Here is a 17,860-nt window from a genome sequence, read left to right as displayed (position 1 = left end):
ACGGGTCGGCCCATACTCGGATCCATGAACGCCAACGTGCGGCTCCGCGACTTCCTGCAGACGCGGCGCTCCCAACTGCGCCCCGAGGACGTCGGGTTGCCGACCTACGGGGACCGGCGCCGCGTACCGGGCCTGCGGCGCGAGGAACTGGCGCTACTCGCCGGCGTGAGCGCTTCCTACTACACCCGGCTCGAACAGGGACAGTCACTCAACGCCTCGACGGAGGTCTTGGACGCGATAGCCCGGGCCCTGCGGCTGGACGAGTCCGAGCACCTCCACCTGCACACCCTGGCCCGGTCGACCGAGCACCGCAGCCGCAGCCGGGGCGGCCGGCCCGCTCCCGAGCGCGTGAACGAGGCGACCCGCCAACTCCTCGACGCACTGGCGGACGTACCCGCGATCGTGGTCGGCCGCCGCAGCGACGTTCTGGCATGGAACCGGCTGGGCCATGCCCTGTTCGCCGGGCACCTGGATGCCGCTGCCGTCGACCGGCCGGCGGACCGCCCCAACATGGCCAGGCTGGTCTTCATCGACGCCCACACCCGGGATCTCTACGCCGACTGGCCGAGCAAAGCCAGGGCCGTGGTGGGGAGTCTGCGCCTGGTGGCCGGCCAGTACCCGGACGACGCCGCACTCCACGCGCTGGTGGGTGAACTCAGCTCGAAGAACACGGACTTCGCCTCGATGTGGGCCGACCACCGGGTCAAGGCCTGCACGGTCGCCTGCTACGAGATGCGGCACCCGCTGGTCGGTGCGCTGACCGTCACCCAGCAGACCCTGAGCCATGGGCCGGGCCCGCACACCGTGGTCGCCACCGCAGCGGCCGGCTCGCCCTCGCAGACCGCCCTGACCCTCCTCGCCCAGGTCACCGCCGCGGCCACCCCGGTGCGCCCGGGAGCCCAGATCAGCACCGGCTGACCGGCCGCCCCACGCACCCGACGCCCGCGGCCTAAGCCATCAACCCCTGTGCGTCGGCGTAGCGCTGCCGCATGCCCGAAAACAGTGAAGGAACCATGTTCAAGAAGCTGAAGCTCTCCAAGACCGCGACGACGACCGCCGCCCTGACCGCCGCGGCCGTCACGGTGATCAGTCCGGCTCCGGCATCGGCCGCGCCGGCCCCGCTGGACCACGCGCGGATCGCGACCCATTTCGACCTGGCGAAGGGCCAGACGCCGGAGAACATCGTGCTGGCCCCGGGCGGCGACGCATACGTCACCTTCGCCGCCGCCCGCCAGATCGCCCGCCTCACCCGGTCCGGAGCGACCCGGATCCTGGCCACCCTGCCCGCACCGGCCGACAGCGGCGTCCACACCCCGGTCCTCGGCTTCGCCCTGACCACGGGCATCGTCCGCGCCCACGACGGCACCCTGTACGTCCTCTACGCCACCGGCACCTCCGACCTCACCGGCCTGTGGCGCATACGCCCCGGCGGCGAACCCCAGCGCATCGCCGCCCTGCCCGCCGGCGGCCTGCCCAACGGCCTCGCTCTGGACCCGCACACGCGCACCCTGTACATCACCGACTCCGTACTCGGCACCATCTGGAGCGTGCCCACCACCGGCGGCACCCCCACCGCCTGGTCCACCGCCCCCGAACTGGCCTCCACGGGATTCCTCGGCGCCAACGGCCTGAAGATCCACAACGGGGCGGTGTGGGCCACCAACCTCGACAAGGGCACCGTCCTGCGCATCCCTGTCCTCCGCAGCGGGCGCGCCGGCAAGGTCCAGACCCGGGCCACCGGCCTGCCCGGCATCGACGACTTCACCTTCACCGGCCACGGCGACCGGATCCTGGCAGCCCTCAACGGCCCCAGCCAGGTCGCACTCGTTCAGCCCGACGGCACCCACTCCACCGTCCTGACCGACGCCGACGGCCTCCAGAACCCCACGTCCATCGCCCTGCGCGGCGACACCGTCTACATCCTCAGCGCCGCCTACCTCACCGCCAAGGACCCCAACCTCATCCTCGCCCACCTGCACAACTAGACCGCGCCACCCAAAGGCGCGCACTCATCCGGGAGGTGAGCGCCGCGGGATCACGTTGAGACTGCAACCGACGAAGGGCCCCGCTGCGAACAGCGGGGCCCTTCGACATCGTGCCCGGTGAGGCACTGGCGGAGGATACGAGATTCGAACTCGTGAGGGGTTGCCCCCAACACGCTTTCCAAGTCTTCGTCCAGAGGTTCACGGAACATCAGGAACGTCCTGAACTGCGCTGAAGCGCCTTGCACGCGATCTTCTGAACGGCCCTGAACGTGGGCGAATGAGACCGGAAGTGAGACCAGAGACGGTCGCGTTCTGCCTGGGCAGGCCCCACTTGACGCATCGCGTTTCGTGCTGCCTGGCAGGTTGACTCCGAGCCTGGAGGCGGGTGTTTGATGAGGGGGGAATCGATCTCCATGGCCGCCGAGGATGGCGATTCGAGTCATCGGCAAGCGGGACGATTGCCTCCCGTTCCATGAGCTTGATCGGCAGAAGGGCATGTCGGACTGGCTGGGGTGCCGCGGCATACGTTCGCGGCCATGGTCGGGGCTGTTCTCGCGCAGGGGCGGTGTTATCGGGAGACGTTCCAGAAGCCGCGGCCGGGAAGCGGAGTGGTTCGGTGAGGATGATCCGTTCCGGATGCGGGGCCGACGCCTACCGCGCTTCGCGGTGTCGGTGGTCGTCCGGTCGCTGGGCGAGGACTCCGCGGCCGGCATCGCCGCCTCGGTCGTCGCCGGCCTCGCCCCGGTCCACGCCCGCGGCCGCTACCAGGGCGCCTTCAGGGTGGACGGCACTCGCCGCGGGCGCCCTCGCCGCAGTGGGCCCGCTCGCACTCGCCCGCCGGATCAGCGCACGAGCAGAGAGCACACCGCAGCCCGGCCGACGTTCGCCGGAGCGCGCGGCAGTTTCGGTGTGTACAGGGAGCGGTCGGGGGCGGTGCGAGCCCCGCCCCCGACCTGGTGGTCAGCTGCTGTAGTACCCGGCCAGGTCGGCGATGACCTGGACCGAACCGGTGTGGTTGGCGAAGGTGACCCGTCCGTCAACCACCGGCACCACGACCATGTTGGAAATAGTCTGCCCTGCGCCGAAGTTGAGGTTCGAGACCCTGGGCTCCGGCAGACCGTGCGGGTGGACCGTCAGATATCCCCCGGCCGAAGGCGCCGTGACCGTCACGTTGAGCACCACTGCCGTGACCCCGGAGGAGGGGACGCCGGCCGTACCGGTGACCGGGAGGCTGACCAGACCGCCCGGGGCGACGGCTCCGGGCCGGGCACCCAGTCCGCTGCGTGTGTCCAGTAGCCGCAGCGGGCCCGCCGGGGTGAAGGTCGAACCGGTGGCGGAGAAGTATCCCGTGACATCGGCGAGTAGGTCGACGGAGCCCGCACTGTTGCGCAGGTCCACCGAACCGTTCACGACCGGGACGACGACCATGTTGGGGATCGTCCGGCCGGCGGGAAAGTTGATGTTGGATACGGCCGGCAGCGACTGGCCGTCGGGGTACACGGTGATGTAGCCCCCGGTGGTGGGCCGGACGGCGGTGACGTTCATGACGACGGCGGTGACCCCGGTGGCGGGGATACCGTGCGTCCCGGCGACCTTGAGCTCGACGATTCCGCCCGCGCCGATCCGCGCCTTGGGGGCGCCGGTGCCGTTGCGGGTGTCCAGGAAGCGCGTCGGCGAGACCGGCGTCAAGGCCGAACCTGAACTCCCCTCCGCGTAGTAGCCCGTGACGTCGGCGAGGAGGTCGACGGAGCCCGCACTGTTGCGCAGGTCCACCGATCCGTTCCGTACGGGAACCGTCACCAGGTTGGCGATGGTCTGCGGCGCCGTGTAGTTGACGCTGGAGACGGTCGGCAGCGGCTGACCGGCGGGGTACACGTCGACGTGGCCGTTGCCGGTGGGCCGGACGGCGGTGACGTTCATGACGACCGCGGTGACCCCGGTGGCGGGGATACCGTGCGTCCCGGCGACCTTGAGCTCGACGATTCCGCCCGCGCCGACCCGTGCCCTGGGGGCGCCGGTGCCGTTGCGGGTGTCCAGGAAGCGCGTCGGCGAGACCGGGACGAGGCGGTTGTGGGTCGCCGCCGGTGCGGCGGTGACGGTGTAGGCGCCCGGGAGGTAGCCGGGTGACGGGATGCCGGATGTGTACCCGACGCTGTCGATCACCAGGTCGTACGCGCCCGGAGGGAGGTCGTACGTACCGAGCCGCACGGTGAGCGTGGTGCCATCGGCGCTGACGGAGACCGGCTCGGCGGTGCGGGAGTCGTCCCCGGACCGGAGTTCCACCTGGGTGCCGAGGGTCAGGTTCGCGCCGTGCAGCACAACCTGGTTGGACGTCCCGGCAGGTCCGCTCGTCGGGCCCAACGAGGTGACGTCGGCCGACTTCGGCTGAGTGGTGCAGCCGCTCTTGCAGACACCCTGCATGGAGTACTCGACCGGAGTGTCCGCCTGGTACGGGCTCACCAGCATCAGGTAGTCGCCCGCGGAGGCGCTGGAGGTGGTGAGGCAGGAGTAGCTGAAGACACCGGCGTTGTCACCGTTGCACTGGTAGGAGTAGTCGGCGCTCGCGCCGGCGAAGCGGGTGGTGCTCAGCAGGCTCACCCACGGGGTGCCCGTGCTGCTGCTCTGGGTGCCGTACACCTGGAAGCGCTGCGACGGCTGCATGGGGATCACGGCGCAGTACGCGGTTGCGGACTCGGTGAACGTGCCGCTCCGCACGGAAAAGCCCTGCGGGGACACCTTGTTCGCCGTGCACTCCGGGGCCCAGCCCGAGGCGGTGCCGACGCGCCAGGTGTCGACGTGTGCGGAAATGGGGGTCTCGTCGTACCCCGAGGCCAGGATGATGACGATGTACGAGGTCGAGCCGGTGACGCGGCAGGAGACGCCCCACTGCCGGCACACGCTCGTGCCCGAGGCGTCGACCACCTTCAGCACCACGCCCGTGTTCCGGGCGGCCGTCGGGGTCCGCGCGGACATCCAGAGCTTGTCCGTGGCCGCTGCAGTGACACGCAGACACCGGCTGTCCAGTGCGGAGTCGAGGGTGAAGGATGTGGAGGCTCCACCGACGGTGAGCGAGGCCGGAGCGGCGCACTTCGCCGTCGAAGAGATGTCCCGGCGGACCAGCTTGTACGTGTCCGAGGCGCCGGTGCCCGTCAGCAGGGCCGTGTAGCCGACACCGGCCGTGAACCGGCAGGTGGTCGTGGAACCGCCGACAGTGGTGCACAGCTCGTTGCCGGCGCCGTCGAACACCCGCACCGCGGCGTTGACCTTGTTGGTGTTGTTCGTGTAGTCGAACATCTCGGCGGTGGAGTGCTGGTCGGCGGCGATGCCCAGGCACACGGCCTGGGTCGTGCTGGTGAGCGGAACCGACACGCCCCAGGTGCCGTCGAACGCCGACTGCGGCCAGGCCGTGCAGCCCGCGGTCTTCCCGGTGTCCTGGACGGCGAGCTGGTACTCACCTGCGGCGGAGCCCGAGAGCACCGCGTGGAACGGGGCGGTCCCGGTCAGCTTGCAGATCACCGGGGAGTCGTCGTTGTCGCACTGCGCGATGCCCTTGGCGTCGAACACTCGGTAGCTCGGGTTGACTCCGCCGTCCGGTGTCCGGTCGATCAGGTAGAGGCCGTGGCCGGTGGCCGTCGGGAGGGACAGACACTGCTGCTCGCCCGGTCCGCCGAAGGCACCCTTCACCGCGCCGGAGGCGAAGCCGTCGTCGCGTACGGCGGTGCAGCCCTGCGTCAGGTTCGTCGCGTACAGCCGGACCCCGAAGGCGGCCGGGGCGCTGCTGCGCCCGTCGCGCGCCCAGGTGTAATCACCTTCGGTCAGGGTGCAGGGGGCGAGCAGCGTGGGGGTGCAGCGGGACGTGCCGTCGGTGGCGTAGAGGCTCCCGGAGACGCTGTCGCCGACGGTGTCGAAGAGATAGGGCCCGGAGGCGGGTACGTGCAGGACGCGGCAGCGCGCGGTGGACGTGGCGTCCGGGACCGTGCCGTAGGCCAGCGGCTGGACGGTGGGGCAGCCGGCGGGAGCGGAGAGGCGGGCCGACGTGAGGCTGTAGTCCATGCTCGCCGCGTACGACTGGTTCGTCAGCACACGGAACGGTGCGTTGCCCTTGAGGGTGCAGTCGAAGTCCGTGGCGTTGTTCTCACGGGTCGTGCAGACCTCCGTGCCGGTGGCGTCGTAGACGGTCCCGGTCACCTGCCACGCGGACAGATGGCTCCGCAGAACGTCCCCGGCGGCGGACGGCAGGCCGAAGCAGTGGCCGGCGGACCCGGCGGTAAGCGTGTCGGCGAGGGACTTCGGCGCCCCGAGGGCGGTGTCGTCCTTGGAGACCGCGGTGCAGGAAGTGCCGGACAGCAGAGCCGTGTACGACACCGAGAAGCCACTCGGCGCGGCCCCGGCCTGCACGGTGTACGTACCGGCCCGGCTCGTCGGACACCGTGCCGCCCCGTACGCGCCGTCGGGCCGGTCGCAGGTGACCGTCGAACCGTCCGGTGCGGTGAGCGTCGGGTACTGGGGCTGGTCATCGGTGGAGACGACCTGGAGGAACACCAGGTCGTCGGGGTTCGGCAGGGCGAAGGTGAAGCTCGCGCCGCCCTCGGGCCCGGCGGAGCAGGTGTAGACCGTTCCCGACTCAATCGCCCCGGAGCAGGTGTCGGCCGCGTCGCTACGGCCGATCTCGCGCGCGGCGGTGGCGTGCAGCGCCTCGGGAGCCGCCTTCTTCTCCGGTGACTTCGGTGACTTCGGTGTCGCGGGCCCGGAGGCCGCGGCCGTGGTCTTCGGGGTCGGCACGGCCACGGCGGAAGCCGTGCCGGTCTGTGCGGTGAACGAGGCCAGGACGGCGACGATCAGCGCGAGAAGCGAAGTGGCCCCCCTGGACGCGTGTCGTCTTCGGCGTTGTTCCCTGATGGACGTGTGAAGCATGCGTTCCCCCCTGGAAAGCGCAGGCCCCGTCCCTGTGGTGCTCACGAGGGCTCTTGGGGCGAGCGAATTCTAACGAGGGGCAAGGACAGACGTTCGATCCTTACTGTGGCGTGGATCACGCCTTCCCGACCGATGTATTCGCGCCTCGGTCCAGGTCGTACAGGCAGCACCACCACGCCGCAGACGAACGGAAACGCAGCCACGGCCGAACCAGTGAAGGGCCCCGCGAGCTACTTCCCCTCGATCGAGAAGAAGTACGGCCGACCGATCGCGGAGTGGAAGGACCTCATCCGCGCCTCGCCCCTGACCGAGCACATGGACTGGTCACCTGGCTCAAGACGGAACACGGCCTGGGCTACGGCCACGCCAAACGTCGAAGGGCCCCACCGCAAGCGGTGGGGCCCTTCGACGTATTGCCCGGTGAGAGCAATGGCGGAGGATACGAGATTCGAACTCGTGAGGGGTTGCCCCCAACACGCTTTCCAAATGTTCGTCTGCAGGTTCGATGGCGCTCGGGGCCGTCATGACCTGCGGTGGAGTAGGGCTGGGGGCAGGTGACGGACGGCGCTGGACGGGGGTGAATGAGACCAGAAATGAGACCAGGGCGCCGGGTCATACCTGCTTGACGACGATGGTGTCCGGGAGGAGCTTCTCCAGGTCGTCCACGTCCGAGGTGAAGACGGTGACCTGGCCCCTCTGCTGGCGTGCGATGACAGCGAGCACGGCGTCGATGGCGTACTTGTGGCCGTGCAGCTTGGCGTCAGCCAGGAGGCGCCGGGCCTGGCGGGCCTCGTCCTTACCGATGTCGGCGACCTTGAGCCGGGAGAGCACCCAGTCCCAGCGCTGCTCGGTGGTTCTGCCGTCGTACGCCTCCACCAGCGTCATGGGCGACGTGACCACTTCGGCTTCGCCTCGTGCTGCGAGATCGAGCCAGGCGATCATCTTCCGGTCGCCACGCACGGCCAGGGACAGGGCTTCGCAGTCGAGTACGAAGGCGCGCAGTGGCCGCTGCCCGTGCTCACCGGCTCGCTTGGTCACGCGGCCTCTCCGGCGTTGTGTCCTCCGGCGGTGAGGCGACGCTGGTGCTCGGCGTCGAGATCTTCCAGCTCCGAGAGTGCTGCCGCGCGCTCGTCCTCGGTGACCGCGCCGTGTTCCTCCTGCAGCCAGTCGACCAGTTCCAGCAGTCGGTCCCGATCGCGCTTGAATCGCAATGCTTCGGCGACGTACGCCGAAAGTCCCCGCTCAGCCGCCTCGGCGCGGATCTCGTCCAGGAGATCTTCGGGGATCGTCACCGTTACTTTCTTGGTTGCCATACAAGTCACCATACTCTTGGTGTGAATGCCCTTACCAGATTGCCGTGACCCGTAGGGCAAGGAGGCCAATGGCCAATCCGTGAGCCCTGCCCATGCGTGATCGCCGACTCGTACCGCTTCACTCGGCCACCGCGTGCCGTTCACTCTCATCAGCGCATGCTGCCTCGGATGAGGATGGTTGTCCTTCACGGTGGTGAGCCTCCTGCCGTTGACGGAACGACAGGAGGAGAGTCCATGTCCCTGCTGCCTTCGGCAGACGTCTTCAGGTCGATCGAGCTAAAGGTTCCGCAGCTGCTCGGTGGACAGTTGGTCTGTCCACATGTACCGGGGGAGAGATGTTCGGTCGGCGAGCACCTCACGCTCTCGGAGGCGAAGGAAGCGGCGGCACGGGATGCCACTGATGCTGCTGTGCGGGATGCGCTGTGGCGGTGCGTGGGGCGCGATGCTCGAAGCGACGTGCCGAACTTGGCTCAGCGTGGCCAGTTGCTCGCGTTGTACTTCATCATCCCCTACCTGCGGAAGTCGGCCGCGAGAGTCTCAAGGAGGCTCTGCGTCGATGTCGCAGAGGTGAGGTCAGCCATGCTCGTCGGCGCGTTGTACGGGCTGGCACTGGCCGCTGAAGCCGACGACGTCCGTGATGAGGTCATCCGGGCTGCCAATGCCGCCGGCTGGGCGGTGGAGCGGTCTGATCCAGCCGAGCGTACGACAGATCCGCACAGCCTTGTCGACCGTGCGAGCCGCCTTGACGACGACTACTCGCCCATCCGCAACGAGTCGGACATCCAGGCCGTCGGTGAGGTGGACTCTTTGCTGGGGGAGCGCATCAGCGGCGAACGCATGGGCGCTACCTTGCACCGCCTCGGGCTCTTGGCCGCATTCCTCGCCTCGGGTTCGGGGCAGGTGCCCGGGGGTGAGTCCGACGAACTCGACGGACTGCAGAAGGAAGCCGAGTGAACCCGAGCGCAAGGCGACTGTCGCAGTGGCTGGGCGAGCCAATGCCCCTCCGCAAGGTGGCAGATCTCCTTGGAGTCGACGCAGCGAAGGCGTGCGGACTGGTGAGGGCGGGCCGCTTCCCCTGCCGTGTCACGAAGGAGAAGGGGAAGTACGTAGTCCTTCCCGCCGATGTGTTGGTGGCCATGGGGCTCGATGATCCGATCGTGCGGATCGTCGACCTGCTGGCCGGAGCCGAGTTCGCGAGGAGATGGGACTGAGGGCTGGCCGCCGCCGGGCCGAGTGCGACATCGGAGGGCAGGTCGCGCGAACGTCCCACCCTCCGGGTGACGTCGGCATGGAACGGGTTGGTAGGGCGCATGCGGATGGTCGGTGCGCTGCTGATCCGTCGAGCGGCTCCGCGTCGGCGGCTTCGGTCGCACGAAAACCCCCAATAGCGCGGATGGTGACGTCCAACAGGAACGTCTTGCCGGGGCCGCGGTGTCCGGTGACTGCCCTGCCGACACCGCGTGGCCGTCCGGGGCGTTCGTGGGGACTCAGGGAGCAGGTCAGAAGCGGTTCTCTTCTCCTCTGCAGGGAGGGAACCGCCTGATCCGTTCCCCACTGCACCGAATCGGGTCCGACGAGAAGCGAAGGAGCAAGATCATGTACGACTGCGAGGGATGCGGACGATCCCGGCAGGGGTTGTTCTTCGGCTCCGGGATCGGAGAAGCGAAGTGGTGGTGCCGGCGCTGCCAGAGCACCGATCAGAAGGAACTGATCAGCTCACTGGATGACCACGCCCGGGGCGTGCTAAACCGTGACGCCGACGGCGTGCGCTGGCCCTACGGCCCGAACATCTACGTCCAGATGCGCGCGGACCTGTTGGGCTGGGCGGACCGGCACGACCTCAAGAGTGGCAACACGGGGTGTTCGTCCGGACTCCACTGGCTCGACAGGGGCCGCTGCGCCAAGAGGGAATGCCAAGGCAGGCCGGGGTTCTACGACCACACGACCACGTGGCTTTCGCGGACCACCGGCAGGCCCGCTCTGGTGTTCAACCAGCCGTACAGGCAGGTGGACCCGGCCGAGGTTTGGGATTACATCAGCGAGTACCCGTCTCTCACGGCCGCGGTCGGGCCGGAGAGTTGGTACGGCGCAGGTACCAGCGGTGTCTACATCTGGAATGACGGCAACCGTTCGGTGGCTGTTCGGCCGCCCCGCCAACCGCGCATCGAAGGGTTCCACCTCGCGGTGGGCCTCTCCGGAATCGTGCCCGGTGAGGCACTGGCGGAGGAGTGACTATCACTACTGGAAGCGCCTGCTGGAAGACGCGGGGGGCCGGAACGGGCGGCTGCGTGACGCCCGACACACGGCCGCCACCGTGCTCATGCTACTCGGTGTCCCGGCCCGCGTCATTGATCAGATCATGGGGTGGGAGCCGGGCACGTCCATAAGCATGCGGGCTTCGTACCTCCATGTGCCGGACGCCATCCTCGAGGACGTCGCCCGGAGGATCGCCGAAGCCATCTCGGGAACCCCCGAGACACCCGCTGTGGACAAAAACCAGGACAACGAGGGCTGAGAACCGTCGAAGGGCCCCACCGCGAACGGTGGGGCCCTTCGACATCGTGCCCGGTGAGGCACTGGCGGAGGATACGAGATTCGAACTCGTGAGGGGTTGCCCCCAACACGCTTTCCAAGCGTGCGCCCTAGGCCACTAGGCGAATCCTCCGCGGCAAACAATACAAGACGTTGAGGAGTGCTCGCGAACTCGTTCCCGACCCCTGCCATCGGGTACTGTTTGGGCAGCCCCTCACGCGGCGCTATCTGACTGAACTCCCCCAGGGCCGGAAGGCAGCAAGGGTAGGTTGGCTCTGGCGGGTGCGTGGGGGGCGCTCGCGTTCCCGGGGGCTGGCGGAGCGCACAGGGGCCGGGTTGTCAGTGGGCGCCTATAACCTCGTATGCGTGTCGTCTCTCGCGTTGTACCGCCGCTACCGCCCGGAGTCCTTCGCCGAGGTCATCGGGCAGGAGCATGTCACCGACCCGTTGCAGCAGGCGCTGCGGAACAACCGGGTCAATCACGCGTACCTGTTCAGCGGGCCGCGCGGATGCGGGAAGACGACCAGCGCGCGGATCCTGGCCAGGTGCCTGAACTGCGAGCAGGGACCCACGCCGACCCCGTGCGGTGAGTGCCTGTCCTGTCGCGACCTCGCGCGCAACGGTCCCGGATCCATCGACGTCATCGAGATCGACGCCGCTTCCCACGGTGGCGTGGACGACGCCCGTGAGCTGCGCGAGAAGGCTTTCTTCGGGCCCGCGAGCAGCCGTTACAAGATCTACATCATCGACGAGGCCCACATGGTCACGTCGGCCGGGTTCAACGCGCTGCTGAAGGTCGTTGAGGAGCCCCCGGAGCACCTCAAGTTCATCTTCGCCACCACCGAACCCGAGAAGGTCATCGGGACGATCCGGTCCCGGACCCATCACTACCCCTTCCGCCTCGTGCCGCCCGGCACTCTGCGGGAGTACCTCGGCGAGGTGTGCGGCAAGGAGAACATCCCCGTCGCGGACGGTGTCCTGCCTCTCGTCGTGCGGGCGGGACAGGGTTCCGTGCGTGACTCCATGTCCGTCATGGACCAGTTGCTCGCCGCAGCGCGGGAGGACGGTGTGACCTATGCCATGGCCACCTCCCTCCTCGGCTACACCGACGGCTCCCTCCTCGACTCCGTCGTCGAGTCCTTCGCCACCGGTGACGGCGCCGCCGCGTTCGAGGTCGTCGACCGCATCATCGAGGGCGGCAACGACCCGCGCCGCTTCGTCGCCGACCTGCTGGAGCGACTGCGCGACCTCGTGATCCTCGCCGCCGTACCGGACGCCGCCGAAAAGGGCCTCATCGACGCCCCCGCCGACGCCATAGAGCGGATGCAGGCCCAGGCCGGCACCTTCGGCGCAGCCGAACTCAGCCGTGCCGCCGACCTCGTCAACGAAGGCCTGACCGAGATGCGCGGCGCCAACTCGCCCCGCCTCCAGCTCGAACTCATCTGCGCGCGCGTGCTGCTCCCGGCGGCGTACGGCGATCAGCGCTCCCTCATGGCCCGCCTCGACCGCATCGAGCGGGGCGTGAACTTCTCGCCCGGCGGTGGCGCCCCCGCTATGGGATACGTCCCCGGACCGGAGGCTCACGGGGGAGCGGGAGCGGGAGCGGGGGCGGCCCCCGGTGCCCCGACGGCCTACGCCCCGCCATCGCAACCATCCGCGCCACCATCACTGTCGGCGGCTCCCGACCCGGCTCCGGCTGCGGTCCCACCCGGCGGCGGACCGGCCGCAGCCCGCGCGGCGGTACGGGCCGCGGGCACGGGCACGCCTGCCGGCGGCGGCACCCCCGGGGGCGGGCTTCCTGGCGGAGCAGTCGGCACCGGCGGCTTCCCCCCCGGCGCTACGGCGGACTCGGCGCCCCCCACTGACCCAGCCACGTCCGCCGGCCCAGCCACGTCCGCCGGCCCAGCCACGTCCGCCGGCCCGGGCACTCCCGCCAGCCCCGCCACACCTGCTGACCCCGTCACGCCCCCTGCCCCGGTCTCGCCCCCTGCTGCCGCCCCGGACCCGACCTCCGCCCCGGACCCGACCCCCGCCCCCGGCGCCTGGCCCACCGCCGCTTCCGCCGGTGGCGGTCGTCGGCCCGGTGGCTGGCCCACCCCGGCCTCAGCGGGCGGCGGCGCCCAGCCCTCGGCGGCATCGCAGCGACCCGCGGCCACTCCGGCACCGGCCCAGGCCACCTCCGCGGCCTCCGCCCCGGGCCCCGGACCGGGCGCCTACGCTCCCCCGGCCGGCGGCCTCGACCCCCGCCAGCTCTGGCCCAACATCCTGGAAGCGGTCAAGAACCGCCGCCGCTTCACCTGGATCCTGCTCAGCCAGAACGCCCAGGTGACAGGCTTCGACGGCACCACACTGCAGATCGGCTTCGTCAACGCCGGAGCCCGCGACAACTTCGCGAGCAGTGGCAGCGAGGAGGTGCTGCGCCAGGCGCTCGCCGAGCAGTTCAGCGTCCAGTGGAAGATCGAGGCGCTCGTCGACTCGTCGGGCGGAGGCGCGGCACCCCCCGTGTCCGGCGGCTTCAACAGCGGCGGCGGCGGTGGCTACGGCGGAGGCGGCAGCGGAAACACGGGTGGCTACGGCGCCCCCGCCCCCCAGGCCTCGCCGTCCCCCCAGCCGACGACCACCCCGGACCGGCCCGCGTCAGGACCCTCCCCCACGCCGTCCCCGGCCCCCCGCCCCTCCGCACCGGAACCCCCGCCGGTCTCCATCGAGGACGACATCCCCGAGGACGACGACCCCGACCTCAACGAGTCGGCCCTCTCCGGGCGCGAACTGATCGTGCGAGAGCTCGGGGCGACGGTCGTCGAGGAGTTCACGAACGAGTAGACGAGAGTGGGCGAGCAGAGGACGGCGAGGGGGACGGGCGAAGAGAAACGGAGAGGGGTGTAGGCCGGCGGGCACAGGAGCAGCCCTCGGAGAAGCGAGCAGTAGGCCTCGCCTTGGAGGAACCTACGGTCCAGCTCCCTCCACCCCTTGGGAGCCCTCCACAAAAACCCCGTTAGGCTGACCCCGTGAACGTCCTCGTCATCGGTACCGGTGCCCGCGAACACGCCCTGTGCCGCTCCCTGTCCCTCGACCCCGACGTCAGCGCCGTGCACTGCGCTCCCGGCAACGCCGGCATCGCCGAGGTCGCCGAGCTGCACCCGGTCGATGCTCTCGACGGCGATGCCGTGTCCGCGCTCGCGCAGCGACTCGGCGCCGACCTGGTCGTCGTAGGCCCCGAGGCCCCGCTCGTCGCGGGGGTCGCCGACGCCGTGCGCGAGGCGGGCATCCCGGTCTTCGGCCCGTCGGGGGAGGCCGCGCAGCTCGAGGGCTCGAAGGCCTTCGCCAAAGACGTCATGGCCGCGGCCGAGGTCCCGACCGCCCGTTCCTACGTCTGTACGACCCCCGAGGAGGTCGCCGAGGCCCTCGACGCCTTCGGCGCCCCGTACGTCGTCAAGGACGACGGTCTCGCCGCGGGCAAGGGCGTGGTCGTGACCAGCGACATCGAGGCCGCGGCGGCGCACGCGAACTCCTGCGAGCGGGTCGTCATCGAGGAGTTCCTCGACGGCCCCGAGGTCTCCCTCTTCGCCATCACCGACGGTGACACGGTGCTGCCCCTCCAGCCCGCGCAGGACTTCAAGCGCGCGCTCGACGGCGACGAGGGCCCGAACACCGGCGGCATGGGCGCGTACTCCCCGCTGCCCTGGGCCGATCCCAAGCTGGTGGACGAGGTTCTGCAGACGGTCCTTCAGCCGACGGTCGACGAGATGCGCCGCCGCGGCACGCCCTTCTCCGGCCTGCTGTACGCCGGTCTCGCGATCACTTCCCGAGGCGTCCGGGTCATCGAGTTCAACGCCCGTTTCGGCGACCCCGAGACCCAGGTCGTCCTGGCCCGCCTCAAGACGCCGCTGGCCGGCGTCCTGCTCGCGGCGGCCACCAGCAACCTGGCCGACCTGGCACCCCTGCGCTGGAGCGAGGACGCCGCGGTCACCGTGGTCGTCGCCTCGCACAACTACCCCGGCACCCCGCGCACCGGCGACCCGATCACCGGTCTCGACGAGGTGGCCGAACAGGACGCCCCGCACGCGTACGTCCTGCACGCCGGCACCAAGCGGGACGGCGACGCCGTCGTCAGCGCGGGTGGCCGGGTCCTGTCGGTCACGGCCTCCGGCCAGGACCTGAACCAGGCCCGCGAGCGCGCGTACCGGGCGGTGGCCCGTATCCGGTTGGACGGTTCCCAGTACCGGACGGACATCGCGGCGAAGGCGGCCTCAGAAGCCTGAGAAATCCGGCGAAAAAGAGGAAACCACAGCAAACAGTGAACCCCGCAGGCCCCGGATCCGTCTCAGGATTTGGGGCCTGATCGTTGCTGTACGTCATCCACCTTTCCCCAAAGCCATTCCATCGAGTGACCGGGCCTCCATACGGCTGACGGGGGCTCGGGGCCCAACTAGGGTGCGGCGCAAGCGGTCCGGCACTTGGCCCACCGGCATTGCGATGTCAGTGGTGGATGCCACAGTGGGGGAGTGAGCAACGCCAGGACAGCTGGACATTCAGGACGGCAGGCAGGGGGTGAGGTCCGGTCGTGACCGGTATGGGTGTGGAGGCAGGCGCGCAGGCAGCGCGCTCCCGGGCCCTCGCCGTGCTGCGCATCCGCAGCCGTGCGCTGGCCGTTGCGCTGCTGCCCGCGGCGATCGCCGTGGTGCTGCTCGCCGGAGGATCCACCGGTCATCTGGTGGGCGGGTTCTGGGACACCGCGCGGCCGGTGATGACCGTTCTCGGAGCTCTCGTACTGCTCGCGGCCGGGGCCGTCGCCCTGGTCGTGGTCCGAGCCCGGCCGGCGGTCAGCCCGACGGTCGCGATCGCTGAGGAGTCCGCGCCCGACCTGTACCGCATGGTGCGCGACCTCGCCGACCGCCTGGAGGTCCCGGCTCCGTCCGCGATAGCGCTCACCCCGGACTGCGACAGCTGGTTGGAGGACCGCACCCACCCCGCCAACGGCCAGCCGCCGCAGGAGGGACTTGACGACGAGATCGCGGGTGCCCGCGGCCCACACCGCCGGGTCCCGGCCGCGCCGGTGCTGGTGATCGGCTCTCCGTTCCTGTGGTGGATGCGCGTCGGTGAACTCCGCGCGGTGCTCGCCCCGGTCGTCGCCGGTACGGGACCGTCGGCGCACCCGGACATAGCGGCGGCCCGCCGCTTCGTACGGGGCCTGGATGCGGCGGTGGCCGTCGGCTCGGCCTCCGGCCGCTGCCCGCTCACCCGGGTGCTCTGTGCGGGCGTCGCCTGGGTGGCCCGGCTCCTCCTGCGCAGCTGCCGGGAGCACGCGACCCAGATGGAGCGCGGTGTCGCCGCCGCGGCCTCCGAGCGTGCACAGGCTGTGGACTACGGTCTCAGGATCGTCGCCCAGGAACAGGTGGGCCTCGCGTACGCGGGCTGGGACCGTCTGCTGACCCGGGTCGCGCTCCCCGCCTGGCGGATGGGCCGCTGGCCGTCCCGACTGGACGCGGGCGTGGTGGCCGCGCTCACCGAGCTGTCCCGCCGTGACCGCCTGGCCGAGGGGTTCGCCTCCCGCCTGGGTGAGCGCCCCGCGTGCGACCTGCTCGAAGAGCCCGGCGCGATGGACGAGGCCGCCTCCCTGCTCGCCGCCCGCCTCTTCCACGGCGGCCCGGCGGAGACCGGCCCGGACTGGTCCCCCGTGGACTGGCAGGAGTATCCGGACGAGGTCGTCGACCGGAAGTGGCGCCTGGACGCGGCCCGCCTCCACCGTGTGCTCGACGCCCAGGGCGTCGTCCGCACCCCGGGATCCACACCCCCGGAATCCCACGCCCCCACGCTCTCCCGGGTCCTCGACCACTTGTCGACCCCCCAGCCCACACAGCCCCCGGCACCGACACCTACGCGCCGTCAGGCCTCCATTCCCACAGATCTGGTGCCGATCGAGCTCGACGATCAGGTGACGGGAGTACCTGCGGCCTCGTCGGAGGATCAGGCGCTCACAGCGCCCGTATCGGCCCTGCCGGAGGATCAGGCGCTCACGGCGCCCACGCCGACCGCACCGACTGATCAGGCCACCGGAGACCCCTCACCGACCGCGCCGGCCGAGCAGACGACGGCAGCTCCCGTACTGGATGCGTCGGACGACCTGGCGGCCGCACGCCTCGCCCCGCCCCCGGCGGCCGATCACCCACCCACCGCAGGTCCCGCACCGGCCCCGCCGGACGGTCGTATGACCGGAGACCCTGTACCGCCTGCACCGGCCGATCAGGCGGCCGCAGGTCCCGCACCCACCCCGCAGGACGATCGGGCAACCGGAGACCTCGTACAGGCTCCGCCAGCCGAGCAGACCACCGCGGACCCTGCATCAACCCCGGCGGCCGACCCCACACCAACCCCGCGGAACGACCCCGCCCCGGCCCCTCACCCCGACGCTGCAGTCGACTTGGGCGATGGCTATGCGGATGACATCCCAAGGGCCGACGGCGAAGCCGAGACCCTGGCCGCGGCACTCACCGCCGAGCTCGCCCGCGAGGAAGCCGCAGCTCCCCCGGCCGGCAAGGCCTCCGACACCACCCTGTGGGACGACGCCGCCCTGCCCCTCTTCCCTCTCCAGCCGCCCCGCACCGCCCGCGAACTCCTCACCGACCACGTCACCGCGATGGTCTGCTGTGCCGCGATCGACACCGCGGGGGCTGCCCCGGGCCTGGACTGGCTCGACGGCCCGTCCCTCCTCATCAACGGCGAGCGTGCCGCGGACCTCGCCCCCCGCGTCCTCAGCCTCGTGGAGGACGGCGATCCGGTCCCCCTGCGCGCCTGGCTGGTCAAGTCGGGGATACGCCCCGAAAAGCCGGTACGCCTGGTCTGAGGGTCACCTGTCGGACGACCCTCTCCCACCCGAGGGCCCCGCACACCCGGTCGTCCCCTCTCCGATCAGCCCCCTCCCCAGAACCACTCGCAGAGCGCCCCCGTAGCGGACCCCCCAATTCCACTTTCGGCCAATCCGCAACGAATAGTGACAGCCTGCGTGCGCAATGTGATGTGCTGGGACCGATCGCGCACATGGCAAGGGCACGCGCCATAGGACAGGCGCACGACAGCGACAGAACACGCACCAGAACAGGCAACAGAACAGCCGCA

At 70.3% G+C, this 17,860-nt stretch carries 11 protein-coding genes, 1 tRNA gene, 1 other RNA gene and 2 pseudogenes; 11 read left to right on the top strand and 4 right to left on the bottom strand.

Annotated elements, in window-relative coordinates; translation table 11 throughout:
- Positions 1 to 24: 24 nt before the first annotated feature.
- Positions 25 to 918, top strand: a complete 894-nt coding sequence (locus tag ACZ48Z_RS36920) for a helix-turn-helix domain-containing protein (protein ID WP_468740273.1) — start codon at positions 25 to 27, stop codon at positions 916 to 918.
- Between the two features lie 95 nt (positions 919 to 1,013).
- Complete coding sequence (locus ACZ48Z_RS36915; protein ID WP_468740272.1) at positions 1,014 to 1,985, top strand: SMP-30/gluconolactonase/LRE family protein; 972 nt, start codon at positions 1,014 to 1,016, stop codon at positions 1,983 to 1,985.
- A 960-nt stretch (positions 1,986 to 2,945) separates the two neighbouring features.
- Here ACZ48Z_RS36915 and ACZ48Z_RS36910 read toward each other — a convergent pair.
- Positions 2,946 to 6,899, bottom strand: a complete 3,954-nt coding sequence (locus ACZ48Z_RS36910) for a hypothetical protein (protein ID WP_468740271.1) — start codon at positions 6,897 to 6,899, stop codon at positions 2,946 to 2,948.
- Positions 6,900 to 7,112: 213 nt separating this feature from the next.
- On the opposite strand from ACZ48Z_RS36910, the pseudogene ACZ48Z_RS36905 reads away from it, so the two are divergent.
- Positions 7,113 to 7,267: pseudogene (locus ACZ48Z_RS36905) on the top strand (DUF4287 domain-containing protein); the annotation flags it as partial.
- A gap of 244 nt (positions 7,268 to 7,511) precedes the next feature.
- Here ACZ48Z_RS36905 and ACZ48Z_RS36900 read toward each other — a convergent pair.
- Both ACZ48Z_RS36900 and ACZ48Z_RS36895 read right to left on the bottom strand, forming a co-directional pair.
- Positions 7,512 to 7,937, bottom strand: coding sequence for a PIN domain-containing protein (locus ACZ48Z_RS36900; protein ID WP_468740270.1), 426 nt, complete (start codon positions 7,935 to 7,937; stop codon positions 7,512 to 7,514).
- The gene (locus ACZ48Z_RS36895) at positions 7,934 to 8,212 is read right to left on the bottom strand and encodes a ribbon-helix-helix domain-containing protein (RefSeq protein WP_468740269.1); all 279 of its coding nucleotides are present in this window, start codon (positions 8,210 to 8,212) and stop codon (positions 7,934 to 7,936) included. Before ACZ48Z_RS36895 ends, ACZ48Z_RS36900 begins: the two co-directional genes overlap by 4 nt.
- Positions 8,213 to 8,446: 234 nt before the next feature.
- Between ACZ48Z_RS36895 and ACZ48Z_RS36890 the strand changes: the two genes are divergently transcribed.
- From ACZ48Z_RS36890 to ACZ48Z_RS36875, 4 genes and pseudogenes are all read left to right on the top strand, one after another.
- Complete coding sequence (locus tag ACZ48Z_RS36890) at positions 8,447 to 9,166, top strand: hypothetical protein (RefSeq protein ID WP_468740268.1); 720 nt, start codon at positions 8,447 to 8,449, stop codon at positions 9,164 to 9,166.
- On the top strand, positions 9,163 to 9,423 hold the full coding sequence (locus ACZ48Z_RS36885; protein ID WP_393844682.1) for a hypothetical protein: 261 nt from the start codon (positions 9,163 to 9,165) through the stop codon (positions 9,421 to 9,423). Before ACZ48Z_RS36890 ends, ACZ48Z_RS36885 begins: the two co-directional genes overlap by 4 nt.
- Before the next feature lie 385 nt (positions 9,424 to 9,808).
- Positions 9,809 to 10,444, top strand: coding sequence for a hypothetical protein (locus tag ACZ48Z_RS36880; RefSeq protein ID WP_468740267.1), 636 nt, complete (start codon positions 9,809 to 9,811; stop codon positions 10,442 to 10,444).
- Positions 10,440 to 10,727 (top strand): annotated as a pseudogene (locus ACZ48Z_RS36875) (site-specific integrase); the annotation flags it as partial. The gene ACZ48Z_RS36880 and the pseudogene ACZ48Z_RS36875, both read left to right, overlap by 5 nt.
- Positions 10,728 to 10,789: 62 nt before the next feature.
- Here the strand turns inward: ACZ48Z_RS36875 and ACZ48Z_RS36870 are convergent.
- Positions 10,790 to 10,877: transfer RNA gene (locus ACZ48Z_RS36870), tRNA-Ser, on the bottom strand.
- A 72-nt stretch (positions 10,878 to 10,949) separates the two neighbouring features.
- Here ACZ48Z_RS36870 and ffs point away from each other — a divergent pair.
- From ffs to ACZ48Z_RS36850, 4 genes are all read left to right on the top strand, one after another.
- Positions 10,950 to 11,048, top strand: an RNA gene (gene ffs, locus ACZ48Z_RS36865) — signal recognition particle sRNA small type.
- Between the two features lie 62 nt (positions 11,049 to 11,110).
- Positions 11,111 to 13,567 (top strand): DNA polymerase III subunit gamma and tau, encoded by a 2,457-nt coding sequence (locus ACZ48Z_RS36860; RefSeq protein ID WP_468740266.1) that lies wholly within the window; start codon positions 11,111 to 11,113, stop codon positions 13,565 to 13,567.
- Positions 13,568 to 13,752: 185 nt separating this feature from the next.
- A complete protein-coding gene (gene purD, locus ACZ48Z_RS36855; protein ID WP_468740265.1) occupies positions 13,753 to 15,006 on the top strand; it encodes a phosphoribosylamine--glycine ligase in 1,254 nt (417 codons plus the stop codon).
- Positions 15,007 to 15,308: 302 nt separating this feature from the next.
- Positions 15,309 to 17,588 (top strand): M48 family metalloprotease, encoded by a 2,280-nt coding sequence (locus tag ACZ48Z_RS36850; protein ID WP_468740264.1) that lies wholly within the window; start codon positions 15,309 to 15,311, stop codon positions 17,586 to 17,588.
- Positions 17,589 to 17,860 lie beyond the last annotated feature (272 nt).

This window comes from Streptomyces sp. NPDC031225, assembly GCF_055570355.1.
This window is presented reverse-complemented; position numbering and strand designations above follow the sequence as displayed.

Bases quoted from the DNA above. Each gene is read 5' to 3' on its own strand.
- ACZ48Z_RS36920 (WP_468740273.1), top strand. From the start codon at position 25: ATGAACGCCAACGTGCGGCTCCGCGACTTCCTGCAGACGCGGCGCTCC.
- ACZ48Z_RS36915 (WP_468740272.1), top strand. From the start codon at position 1,014: ATGTTCAAGAAGCTGAAGCTCTCCAAGACCGCGACGACGACCGCCGCC.
- ACZ48Z_RS36910 (WP_468740271.1), bottom strand. From the start codon at position 6,899: ATGCTTCACACGTCCATCAGGGAACAACGCCGAAGACGACACGCGTCC.
- ACZ48Z_RS36895 (WP_468740269.1), bottom strand. From the start codon at position 8,212: ATGGCAACCAAGAAAGTAACGGTGACGATCCCCGAAGATCTCCTGGAC.
- ACZ48Z_RS36890 (WP_468740268.1), top strand. From the start codon at position 8,447: ATGTCCCTGCTGCCTTCGGCAGACGTCTTCAGGTCGATCGAGCTAAAG.
- ACZ48Z_RS36880 (WP_468740267.1), top strand. From the start codon at position 9,809: ATGTACGACTGCGAGGGATGCGGACGATCCCGGCAGGGGTTGTTCTTC.